Genomic DNA, 12,782 nt, shown 5'->3' on the forward strand with positions numbered 1-12,782 from the left:
ATGAAAACTCATTATTATTTATTACTAGTAGTACTTTTTTGTATAAGTATTCCCAATACTGTTGAAGGGCAAAATAAGAAAGGCAAATCTTCGACTGATTTATTGTTAGGAACTTGGACATTTGATTACGATTCTTCTCTAAAAAATATAGACAAGAGTAATAAGTCACAATTTGATTCCCTTCCTAAACAACAACGCAGTGAAATGAAATCAATATACTTAAACAGGCAAATAGTATTTGAAGCTGATGGCAATTTTACATTATTATTAGCAGATAAAAGAAAGTCAACGGGAACATGGAAACTCAGTGAGAATGATAAATATATCCTTTTTACAAGCCCTAACGGAAAAGTATTTATTCAAAAAATAGAAAAGCTATCTGCAACTGACCTAATCGTTAAATTAAAGGAAGTTGGTGACATAAAAGCTTTCATTTCGAAGCTTCATTATACAAAAAACCAAAAATAGAAAGCCATGAAAACAGTATCTATAAAAAGAATTATTTTTTTAATAACATTATTCTTTGTGAGTCTTGCAGCGACAGCCCAAGGATATTATATTAGTGGTCCTACAACAGTAACTTCAAATTCTACTCATATCTACACTGTAAATGATCCAAATTATCATGGTATTATTGGCGTAGATTGGTATATAACTAGTGGAGAAGTACAAAATTACCCTTCTAATAAAAGTGCTAATGTTTTATTTTATTCGGGTTCTTCAAGTTATATAACTGCAAATGTTTATGATTATATGAATAATGGTTATCTAGTAAATTTATCCATTAATGTTAATCCTGCAGCACTGTCGACACCGGGAAACCCTACTATACAAAGTTCTTCATGTGGATATTCAACACTTCAACGTAGTGGGTCACCACCAAGCGGAGTTACTTGGTACTGGCAAGGAAAATCTTCTAGTGGAACTTATACAAATAAAGGCAGTGGTAGTACTTTTGCAGCTAATGAAGGTAGTGGTACTTACTATATCCGTGCAAAAAATAGTAGTGGTACTTGGAGTACTAGTTCTGGATCAGTATCTGTTTCTATTACACAATCTACTACTTGGTATGAAGATCAAGATGGAGATGGTTTAGGAGACCCCAACTCAACGCAATCCGCATGTACACAACCTACAAATTATGTATCTAACAATACAGACTTATGCCCTACGGAGTCAGGACCTTCTGGGAATAACGGATGCCCTATCTATACACTTAGTGATGAAAACTATGTGTATACTATAAGCCCACAGATAGCCATTACAAATATTTCAAATCTAACGGTTAGCGAAAAAATTGAAAATGTAACCTATTTTGATGGTTTGGGTAGGCCTATGCAAAGTATTGGAATACGTGCAGGAGGTGATGGAGAAGATATCATCACCCATATAGCTTATGATGATTATGGCAGGCAGGATAAAGAATATTTACCCTATACAGCATCTAGTAATGGAGGTTTATATAGAACTGGAGCAGAAGCAGCAACTTTAAACTATTATGATGCTACAAAATACAATGCTGATTTTCCTGGAATGACTGCGGCGAACATTAACCCTTATTCTGAGAAGTATTTGGAAGCATCACCACTAAGTCGTGTTCTAGAACAGGGAGCACCAGGCAAAGATTGGTTAGTCAATAAAATATCAGATACAGACCATACCATAAAATTTGATTATCAAAGTAATACAGATTCAGAAGTAAAAATGTATACGGTAAGTCTTGTTTTTGCAAATAACACTTATACGCCTATACTAAATTTAGACACAGGTGTAAATAATGGGAATTATCAAGAAAATCAGCTTTACAAAACCATCATCAAAGATGAAAATTGGAAAACGAGTGATGGATTAAATAGAACTACTGAAGAATTTAAAGACAAACAAGGTAGAGTTGTTTTAAAACGCACTTATAATGCAGGTGTAGCACATGATACGTATTATGTTTATGACGGTTTTGGAAATTTAACCTATGTGTTACCTCCAAAATCAGAAGCACACACAGCTAAACCAAATGCAACCGAACTGGCAGAATTATGTTATCAATATAAATATGATAATAGAAACCGTTTGATAGAAAAGAAAATACCAGGTAAAGGAGATGCTACTACTTGGGAATACATAGTGTATAATAACTTAGATCAACCCATACTTACACAAGATCCAAATCAAAAGGCTAAATCACCAGATGAATGGTTATTTACAAAGTATGATGCATTTGGAAGAGTGGCTTACACTGGAATTTATCAAAATAATAGTTCTAGAATCATATTACAGGGGTATATTACTTCTCCTAGCAGTAGTTACAATGAATTTGAAACCTACTCAACATCACCAACAACCATAGGAGGTATTCCAGTTTACTATACAAATAGTGTTCTACCTACAGGTAATATTGTACAAACACTAACAGTAAATTATTATGATAAATATACTAACTTACCAGCTGGACTAACGTCCAGTGTTACCAATACTTATGGAATTGTAAGTACCACAAATGTAAAAGGATTAGCAACAGTAAATAAAGTAAGAGTATTAGAGTCATCACCAATAAAATGGATAACTACAGTTACCTATTATGATGATAAAGCAAGACCTATTTATACCTATTCTGTAAATGAATTTCTAGAAACAACCGACATTATAGAGAGTAAACTGGATGATTTTACGGGCAAATTATTAGAAACCAAAACGACCCATAAAAAGACCGGAAAATCAGATATAGTAACTATTGATAGGTTTGATTATGATCATGTAAATAGACTGGTACAACAAACTGAAAAAATAGACGATCAAAATTCAAGACGACTGGTCAGAAATAATTATGATGAGTTAGGTCAATTAGAGAGTAAATTAATTGATAATGGAACTATAATTGGTTATAAAGATGTCGTTGGAGTATCTGTAAGTGATGACATTGTTACTAAAACTGTTTCAACTAGTTGGGGCAATTCTGGTTTTGCCACAAAAGGTAATTTTTCAGGGAATGGTTATGTAGAATATGAAGTTCCACAAACCAATAAAGATGTAATGATAGGTTTATCAAATTTAAATGCAAACGAGAATTATAACACCATAAAATATGGCTTGTACAATACATCAGGGGGACAGGTTCAGGTTTATGAATCAGGAAATTTAAAAGGTAATTATGGAACTTATTATTCGGGTGATATATTTAGAATAGAAAGAGCAGGCACAACAATATATTACAAAAAAAATGGAGAAACATTTTACACATCAACAGTAACCTCTTCCGGTACATTATTGGGTGATGTAGGCTTTTATTCAAACAATGGTAAAGTAAAAGACCTAAAAATTGTGGACAACAGCAAAGGTTTACAAACCGTAGATTATACATACAATGTAAGAGGTTGGTTAAAAAATATTAATGAAGATGCCAAAAATGATAATGATTTGTTTAACTTTACATTGATGTACAATGATATTTCAGACACCAGCAAGAAATTATTTAATGGAAACATTAGCCAAACGGCTTGGAGTACATTGAACACTGATACGAGTATAAGAAATTATATTTATTCTTACGATGCTCTAAATAGAATCACCGCTGCGAGCGGAGCGAATTCAAACAATTATGACCTTAGTTCCGTAACCTACGACAAAAACGGAAATATTACCAATTTACAAAGACAAGGGCATACCAATTTAGGAGCAACCACTTTTGGTATAATGGATAACTTGACTTATGATTACGGAACGGCAAATGGTAACAAGTTATTGAGCGTAACCGATACAGGAGAAACCACAACAGGTTTTAAAGATGGTGTTAATACAGGTGATGATTACTCGTATGATACTAATGGGAATTTACTGTCAGACGCTAATAAAGGAATACATACCATAACTTATAATCACCTAAATTTACCAACGTATATAACAAAAAGTGCAGGTAGTTATGAGGGACTTTATTATGTTTATGATGCTACTGGTGTAAAATTGGAAAAAACTGAAAAATTTCTTCTAGGGCCAGGAATATATGGGTCTAAATCAACGCTATATGCAGGTAATTATGTTTACACTGAAAATTATAATTCTGAAACAACTAATTCACCACCTGAATTACAATTCTTTAATCATGCAGAAGGATATGTACAACCAGATGGCTCTGGTGGTTTTGATTATGTCTATCAATATAAAGACCACCTAGGGAACATCAGGCTGTCCTATACGGATAGTGATGGGAATGGGTCAATCAACGCTTCAACCGAAATCATTGAGGAGAAAAATTATTATCCATTTGGATTAACTCATAAAGGATATAACGGCAATGTGTCTGCGAATGGAAATTCATTAGCAAATAAATACGGTTATAATGGTAAAGAATTACAAGATGACGATATAAGTGGTAAGTCTTTAGATTGGTATGATTTTGGAGCAAGGAATTATGATCCTGCTTTGGGCAGATGGATGAACCTTGACCCGTTGGCTGAACAAATGAGAAGGCACTCGCCGTATAATTATGCTTTTAATAACCCAGTATTTTTTCAAGATCCAGATGGTATGATGCCCTGTCCTACAGGAGATTGTGATGATCAAAAAGATCCCATTAAAGTGGCCATTGATCCAGGACATGGGATTGATGGTAATAACAATTCGGCAATGGATCCTGGTGCTGTAGCGAATGGAGAACAAGAAAAAGATTTAGCCCTCAGTATTTCTGAAAATGTAAGTTCTTTTTTGAAGCTTTTTGGAGAAGAAACTCATATGGTACGAGAAGGGGATTTGACGGTAGATGGGAATTCGCTTATTTTTCGAACGAATAATGCCAAAGAGAATGGTGCTGATATGTTTGTCAGTATTCATATTAATTCAGCTTCGAATGAGGATGCAAGTGGTTTTACTGTACTTTATAAGGGCGGGGGGACGAACGCTGATAATAATGAAGCATTGGCAGAAAGCATATCGGGAAGTCAGAAGACAATGGATGTAAGAGGTGATGGAACTACAGAAAGAAATGATTTAAGTGTATTAAATAGATTTAGCAAAACAGGTCCTGCTGTTTTAGTAGAAGTTGGATTTATTACTAATCAAGGAGATGTAAACAAGATGAAAAATCAATCAGCTAGTATTGGGAAGGAAATAGCTACAGGAATCTATAAATATCTCAATGGGGCACCCCCAAAACCGCCAAAATTTTAAATCATTAAAAGGATACTAAAAATGAAATATTTAATTATATTAATCTTGTTGGTAAGTATGACTTGTAAACAAGACAAAGAAAAAGAAGACAACCATCAGACTAATATTGATCAAACTAGCAATGAAAAAAATCAAGATGTTCTTAAAAATTTCCCTAAAAAGTATCAGAGCCAAATCATCGAGAAAAATAAATTATGGATGGGAAGTTGGAAATCAATTGATAGTTCTTTTGATTTAAAGGACTTTAATGAAGAATTTAAAAAAAAAATTAAAATTAAATGGGGTGTATTTGATAAGAATGAATTTTCTTCTATTGATTCTCTTTTTATTATATCATCTTTTAATTGGATTGTAGACTTATACTCTTACAACACGGTAATAGAAAAACGTGATGGCAAAATGTTTTTATCATTTGGGGTTGATCAGAATATTTATATATATGATAGTAATAGAATAACCAGTTTAGTTTCATTAGGTTCAATCGAGACTATAGAAGATGCTATTTGGTTGAATGAGGGAAAAAAGCTTTTACTTTTAGGTTATTTAGAAAATAATGAAGGCACTAGTAATCCTATTCTTTGGTTATTCGATTTTGAAAGTATGGAACAAATCAGATATGTAAACAGTTCTGTCTCTATGGATAGTAAAACTAATTATTTAAAATATAAATATCCCAATCTTATAATAGAGTAAACTTTAGAATTAACCCTGTTGCTCGGTATTGGTTTAGCTTAGTGTTAGTCATTAAAAAACTAAATATATAACAATCACAAAAGACTATCAGCAATGATAGTCTTTTTAGTTCAAAAGTTTATGGAAGAAGAAGAAACGGTAGTGGTACAGATTAGTTGATGATGATAAAATAAAATTTAAAATACTATAAAACAGTATATTAGAATATATTTTCACAAATAGAAGGATGGACATAAAGTTCATCCTTTTCTGTTTAGACGCTTTTAAAGGTCTTAAAATGAGTATTTTTAATCTTAGTGGTTCAAATTAGTTGATAGAAAATATATGAAGTGTAGAATGTGTAAGGTTTTAGCTGTAAAAAATGGAAAACAATCAAATGGCAGGCAACGTTATTATTGTAAGAGTTGTAAAATAAGTTTTCAGCATAAATATCACTATAATGCTTATAAAATAGATACAAACAAAAACATATATCATTTACTAAAGGAAAGCGTTGGAATTAGATCTACATCTCGTTTGCTTTCAATATCTAAAACTACAGTAATGAAACGAATAAAGTATATGGGGTCATTAATTTCAAAACCAATATATAATGAGAAATTTCAATATTATGAGATTGATGAAATGCGAGTTGTGGTTGGCTACAAATTGAAAGAAGCTTGGATTACCTATGCTATAAACAGACATACAAAGAAAGTTGTCAATTTTATTGTAGGAAGAAGAACTAAAAGAAACATATCTGTTATTACAAAATCTGTACTACAATTATATCCTAAAATGATATTTACTGACGGGCTAAGAACCTACAGAAGACTTATTCCTAAAAAGCAACATAATACCAGAAAGAAAAATACAACAGTCATTGAAAGAAATAATCTTACACTAAGAATACATTTAAAACGTTTATCTAGAAAAACAATATGTTTTAGTAAAAATTTCGGGATGTTAAATGCAACTTTAAAGTTATACCTTTGGGGAGATCAGTTACAATTTTAATGAGTCCATTAGAAATTAAAACAGTTAGTGAAACAAAACAGGTAAGCTTAAAGGTTATGTTGTGTCTGTTGAAACAATAGTAGTAAGCTAGCTTATCAATAATCAGGCATCGCCAGTCCCTAGACTTCGGGAGACGCCCCTATCTCATGAATGTTAGTAACAAAGTTTATTCAGATTACTTCATTCCTTTACACATTCGTAATTACGTTACTCATGAGAAGTAATGAGATTAAAAGCTTAAAAACTACCATTCACTATAAATACCCTACCATTTATACGGAAATGTACTACACAGGTTAATTTATTAGTATTTAAAGAAATGAATTTATATTCAAGGCTTAACTTATTAGTATATTTAATATTAATAAAAGTAAAACATAAAATGAAGAAAATAATTGCTCTACTTTTAGTTGTTAGTTTATTGAGTTGCGAAGAAATAGTTAATGAGCCAAATATTTCAAATGAGACCATTACATTATTAGCACCTGCCAATGATACTACCTTAGAAAAAGGTAAAACCATATCCTTTAATTGGGTGTATCTTGGTGATAGTCTTAACTATCATTTACAAGTGGCTACACCAACTTTTGCACAAGCTTCACAAATAAAATTGGATACGGTTGTTAATGTAAATCAATTTAGTATTGATTCATTGTCTGCTAATAGCTATGAGTGGAGAGTAAAAGGAGTAAACTTTGCGTATGAAACTGAGTATACAATTAATGGGTTTGTGGTAGAGTAATACTAAACGTCACTTCGAGTGTTTTTCGTAACGAAGTGAAGAAAAATGTATCGAAAAGTGTTAGTTCGTAACAAAGGTTCTCGATACTCCCGACACTTCGGGACTCGTTCCTCGGAACACTCGAACCGACGATTGGAGATTATAACATTTAACAATGAAAAACAAAAAAAATATATTTTTTCTATTACCGGCAGTAATGATAATCTGGGGAGTATTAGGCTATCGTATCTTTACCTCATTATCTCCAACCAATACAGTTACATCAGTTAACTTAGCCACTACACAATTTATACCCCAAAAAATTGAAGCATCAGAATCCTTTACTATTAACACGGAGTATAGAGATCCTTTTTTAGGTACAGTTTCAAAAAAACCGAGCATTAAAACGAAAAGGAGTACCAAAAAAGTAACCATTACTCCACAAAAACCTTTTCCGACAATAATATATAAAGGCGTAGTTGCAGCAACAGGTAAAAAGGAACAGGTGTTTATTATCAGTATTAATGGTCAACAACAATTTTTTAAAAAAAATAGCACCAAAAATGATGTGAAATTATTGAGAGGAACAATCACAGAGATTGTGGTACAATTTCAAGGACAAAAACAAACCTTCCCCATAATCAAATAACATATGGCTTCATTGTTAAACAAAAAGCTAAAAGCTGGAGCACTACAATACACCATTTTTATTGCGGTTGTTATTGCTTTATTAGTTTTTGCTTTTATTAGTTTAAGTTTTGTCCAAAATAAGTTACGCATAAAAGCAACTTTTTTTCAAGAAGTAGTAACAGCTAGCAATCAGAGTTTTAATCGAATAACAAATATAGAGCTACCTTATAATCAAAAAATCATTGTACCCAAAGATGAAGACACTTATGTAGAAACAACATTGTTAAAAAAGCATTGGGGTGTTTATGATGTTTTAAGTGTAACATCAACTAGAGATAATGAAATATTTAGCAGAACGGCCTTATTGGGAGGTCAAGAAAAAAAAAGAACTGCCTTGTATTTGGAAGATGCCAACCAACCTTTAGTTGTTGTGGGTGATACCCGAATTATGGGGAAATCTTATTTACCTATTAAAGGTGTAAAGCGTGGTTCAATAGGAGGGAAGTCCTATATGGGGAATCAATTGATTTATGGACAAGTTCTAAAGAGTAGTAAAAAGTTACCTGAATTTCAAAATTCAATAAAATACAACGAAGTTATAAATAGGACGGTTTTAAATGAAAATAATGAAACTATAGAACTAGATGAAAATTTAAGGCTAGTGCATTCATTTTCCGAACCCACTAAAATAATTAGAGAATATGGGACGATAACATTAAACTATCAAAAACTTTCTGGAAACATTGTGATGTATTCAGAAACCAAGATAAAAGTGAAGTCTATAAGCAGTTTAAAGGATGTCATTCTCATTGCCCCAGAAATTGAGATTGAAGATAATGTAATAGGAAATTTTCAAGCCTTTGCCAATAAAAAAATAACCATCGGTAAAAATTGCGTACTAAACTATCCATCTGCACTAATTTTAGATGAAAAAATAGTGCAATTAGTAAATAAAAACGAGCAAGCCCCTCAAATACTTATAGACAAAGAATCCCAAATCAAAGGTATGGTTGTTTTTATATCCAGAAATGAAACGGATAATTATAAACCTCAAATTGTAATAGAAGAACAATCCACCGTTATGGGTGAGGTTTATTGCAGTAAAAACATGGAATTATTAGGTATGGTAAAAGGGAGTGTTTATACCAAAGGTTTTATAGCCAGTCAATTTGGATCGGTATATAAAAACCATATTTACAATGGTAAAATAATCGCTATAGATTTACCAAAACAATATTGTGGACTAACCTTTAAAAATTCAAAACTTGAAGTGGCCCAATGGTTGAATTATTAGAAAATTAGAAATGTTAAAAAGAAGAATACATAAAAAATTAAAAGCTTCGACCTTGGTTGAAGTCTTGGTGGCTTCGGTTATCATTATTTTAATCTTCGCCATAGCCTCAATGACTTTAAATAATGTATTTCAGTCGTCCATACAAGGAAATACACATCGAATTGATACCCATTTAAATAAACTTAAATACTTATACGAGCACGATAAAATAAGTAACGATTATCAAGATAGTTTTAAAGATTATGACATCACATTTTCAAAATTAGTAGAAAATGATCAAGCTTATGTTTTAATTGAAGCGGTACAAAAAACCGAATCTGAATCTGATGATTTTAAAAAGAAAATCATCATAAAAAAAGTGTTAGATGCCACCTCTGAATAAAAAAGTAAAAGCCTTTACCATTGCAGAAATGCTGGTGGTTTTAGTTGTTTCAGTAATTGTAATTGCATTAGCGATGATTGTCTTGGGTATGGTGCAACAGCAAATAAGAATTGTCAACAATAACTATGATAAACAAACAGAGATAAGGTTATTGGAAAGAACCTTATTAAACGATTTTAACAAGCATCAACTGTACTATAATAACAACAAAAAAGAATTAACATGCATTTCAGAAATAGATACCGTCAATTATATATTTTCAAGTGATTTCATCAAACGGAATAATGATACCTTATCTGTACCTATTATTGATGTTGTAGTGTTTTTGGATGGAGATGTTATAAAAAACAATGAAATTGATGCTTTAGAATTACAATTGTCAAAAGAAATAGAAGAAAAAACGATATTCGTTTCTAAAACTAAAGACGCCTCATATTATTTAAATAAGGAGAATGGCATTTAAGCTAGACAACATACAGACCAAAAAGAAAAAGGACAACAGTTTTGATATTGATAAAATACTCAAAACTGAAGTTACTTTGTTTGGAAGTTCATTTAATAGCAAAAAGAAAGAAGCACTTTATACAGAGTTAAGTGTCTTGTTAAAAGCAGGGATCAGTTTAAAAGAAGCCTTGTCCTTAATTGCCCAAGAACAAAAAAAACAAAAGGATAAAACCTTGATGGATGATATGGTAAATGCCATTTTAGAAGGTAGTAGTTTTTCTGAAAGTATCCAATCCAATAAAAACTTTACTGAATACGAATATTATTCTCTTAAAATTGGTGAAGAAACAGGAACCTTACCAAAAGTTACCCAAGAATTAGGCTTATTCTTTAGAAGACGGAATGAACAACGCAGAACAGTGTTGAATGCGTTGTCTTACCCAATAGTAGTTTTAATAACCGCAGTTTTAGCGGTATTATTTATGTTACGTTATGTTGTGCCCATGTTTGCTGATATTTTTAAACAGAACAATGTAGAATTACCTTGGCTTACAAAAATGGTTATGAAGGCATCGACTGTTTTTCAGGATTATTTTTGGTTGTTTTTTATAATTATACTTGCAATTCCAGTTTTTAGAAAGTTTATCAAAAAAAAAGTATGGTATAAAAAATATACTTCTAAATTGGTATTGAAAATTCCTTTTGTGGGGGACTTGATGCGTAAAGTGTATATCGGGCAATTTACACAAGCAGTCGCATTATTGACCACAGCAAAAGTCCCCGTTTTAAACAGCATACAACTTACCAAAAAAATGATTGACTTTTATCCCCTACAAACTGCGTTAATAGATGTGGAATCAAAAATTCTATCAGGGAATAGTTTAAGTGAGAGTTTACAAGAACATAAAATTTTTGATAGAAAAATGGTATCCCTACTAAGAGTAGCGGAGGAAACAAATCAAAATGAATTTATCTTTGAACGATTAACTACACAATACAATGAGGAAATTCAGTACAAATCTAAGATGTTAAGTACAGTATTAGAGCCACTTATCATAATTTTCTTAGGAGCATTAGTCGCTGTTATATTAATTGCAATGTATTTGCCTATGTTTACATTAAGTACTGTTTTGGGATAATTACTTAACTGTATCTATTTTACCATAAACCCAAATTTTTATAAATATTTAACATATATAACTTAAGGTTTAAACCGTAAAATTTTGCGGTTTATTTTCTTGATAATTGCGGTTTTTTATTCTTTTAATTGTACCATAATTTTTAACTTCAACTCTTATTCTTCGAGATAATAAAGAATATCTCAAGTATATTATTTTTATTTTGTACGGTCATTTTCTGTACCCCTAAAAGATTTCATGACTTTGAATATTAATTTAATCAAATTCTATAGTCATGGAAAATTGTCAAAAGGGGAAATTGTATGAATTATTAATTAGAAAAGCATTTAAGTGTGAAACTGGAGGAAGGCATGGAGCTAAAGCTAGTCTATTCGAAAAAATAATTTTTAACGAATTGAATGGGAATGAAAACATAAATAACGATCGAATGCCTCCAGCATTTCGATTTAATAAAGTAAAGGGGTATGTTGGTTCAGCACTTTCCAAATTAGCTCGAACAAAAAAATATCTTCATTCAGAGCATGAATTCCCGCCAATAAAACAAAAACTTCGTAGTGCAGAAACAACAGATGATTTATTAGTAATTATTAAGCTAAGTCTAAAAAAAATAAATGAATGTGAAGATGTATTACGGGATAGAAATAACAAGAAAGGTAAAAGTAGTGCATAGAATTTTCAAGTTTTAATTAAAATACTCAAGTGATTTAACTTTTTTAACTTCCTAGAATTCTTCTACTGTTGATAAAACTATATATTAATTTCATGATTACTTTTATTTTTTGTCAAGAGCTATTGATTTTTCTAGTCTTTGTTTCTTCAACCATTTTCATCTGGTAGCATAAGTTTTCGCATTTCATCTAAATAATTCGCTTCCTCCAACGGTATTAAATTTTTAGCCAATTCCAATACATTTATTACATCTGATTCTTTATTCCTAATATCAAGGGTCATATCGACTCTCCCTTCTAAAGCGAGTATACATACATTGATTGAAGATTCCAATATGCTAAAAAGATGGGCATAACTATAAATATGAACATATTTTAAATAATAGCCTTTTCGGACTCCACCTATAGGTCTTAACAACTCAAAACCATCTTCACTTAATTCCTTAATTTGTTGTAAAAGAGATGGTTCATTGGCTTCCTTTTCTTCCATGTTGACAGGCTTAATTTCTTTCTCTAGTAAATTAGAATCGTATAATTTTATATTTTCTTCACAGGTTTTCAATTCTGATTCAAACTTGTCTTCTAAAAAGTCAATTAATACATTGGCTCTCTTGTATATCTTTTCAACTTGCTTTTTGCTTATTTTATAATTAAGGGC

At 31.3% G+C, this 12,782-nt stretch carries 12 protein-coding genes; 11 read left to right on the top strand and 1 reads right to left on the bottom strand.

The features are described 5' to 3' along the window. The 11 genes from D3P13_RS21225 (at nt 1) to D3P13_RS21275 (ending at nt 12,126) form a co-directional block, all read left to right on the top strand. The gene (locus tag D3P13_RS21225) at nt 1-468 is read left to right on the top strand and encodes a hypothetical protein (RefSeq protein WP_117885615.1); all 468 of its coding nucleotides are present in this window, start codon (nt 1-3) and stop codon (nt 466-468) included. Nucleotides 469-474: 6 nt separating this feature from the next. After that, nucleotides 475-5,157 (top strand): DUF6443 domain-containing protein, encoded by a 4,683-nt coding sequence (locus D3P13_RS21230; RefSeq protein WP_117885618.1) that lies wholly within the window; start codon nt 475-477, stop codon nt 5,155-5,157. Between the two features lie 21 nt (nt 5,158-5,178). Beyond that, nucleotides 5,179-5,850, top strand: a complete 672-nt coding sequence (locus D3P13_RS21235) for a hypothetical protein (RefSeq protein WP_117885621.1) — start codon at nt 5,179-5,181, stop codon at nt 5,848-5,850. Nucleotides 5,851-6,186: 336 nt separating this feature from the next. Then, nucleotides 6,187-6,846 carry an IS1 family transposase gene (locus D3P13_RS21240; RefSeq protein WP_232829265.1) on the top strand — a complete coding sequence of 220 codons (660 nt, stop codon included), beginning with the start codon at nt 6,187-6,189 and terminating at the stop codon, nt 6,844-6,846. A gap of 382 nt (nt 6,847-7,228) precedes the next feature. After that, nucleotides 7,229-7,588 (top strand): hypothetical protein, encoded by a 360-nt coding sequence (locus D3P13_RS21245; protein WP_117885628.1) that lies wholly within the window; start codon nt 7,229-7,231, stop codon nt 7,586-7,588. A 154-nt stretch (nt 7,589-7,742) separates the two neighbouring features. Beyond that, complete coding sequence (locus D3P13_RS21250) at nt 7,743-8,216, top strand: hypothetical protein (RefSeq protein ID WP_117885631.1); 474 nt, start codon at nt 7,743-7,745, stop codon at nt 8,214-8,216. Nucleotides 8,217-8,219: 3 nt separating this feature from the next. Further along, on the top strand, nt 8,220-9,491 hold the full coding sequence (locus D3P13_RS21255; protein ID WP_117885634.1) for a hypothetical protein: 1,272 nt from the start codon (nt 8,220-8,222) through the stop codon (nt 9,489-9,491). Between the two features lie 10 nt (nt 9,492-9,501). After that, the gene (locus tag D3P13_RS21260) at nt 9,502-9,873 is read left to right on the top strand and encodes a type IV pilus modification PilV family protein (RefSeq protein WP_117885637.1); all 372 of its coding nucleotides are present in this window, start codon (nt 9,502-9,504) and stop codon (nt 9,871-9,873) included. Next, entirely contained in the window at nt 9,857-10,336 is a 480-nt protein-coding gene (locus tag D3P13_RS21265; RefSeq protein ID WP_117885639.1) for a hypothetical protein, read from the top strand. The genes D3P13_RS21260 and D3P13_RS21265 overlap by 17 nt, the downstream gene beginning before the upstream one ends. Further along, nucleotides 10,326-11,456: a type II secretion system F family protein gene (locus tag D3P13_RS21270; protein WP_117885642.1), complete on the top strand. Its 1,131-nt coding sequence runs from the start codon at nt 10,326-10,328 to the stop codon at nt 11,454-11,456. The genes D3P13_RS21265 and D3P13_RS21270 overlap by 11 nt, the downstream gene beginning before the upstream one ends. A gap of 274 nt (nt 11,457-11,730) precedes the next feature. Then, the gene (locus tag D3P13_RS21275) at nt 11,731-12,126 is read left to right on the top strand and encodes a hypothetical protein (RefSeq protein WP_117885645.1); all 396 of its coding nucleotides are present in this window, start codon (nt 11,731-11,733) and stop codon (nt 12,124-12,126) included. Between the two features lie 146 nt (nt 12,127-12,272). Here D3P13_RS21275 and D3P13_RS21280 read toward each other — a convergent pair. Continuing rightward, nucleotides 12,273-12,782: hypothetical protein (locus tag D3P13_RS21280; protein ID WP_157972997.1), on the bottom strand; the 510-nt coding region annotated here is incomplete at its 5' end.

Source organism: Aureibaculum luteum, assembly GCF_003449015.1.
GTDB lineage: Bacteria > Bacteroidota > Bacteroidia > Flavobacteriales > Flavobacteriaceae > Aureibaculum > Aureibaculum luteum.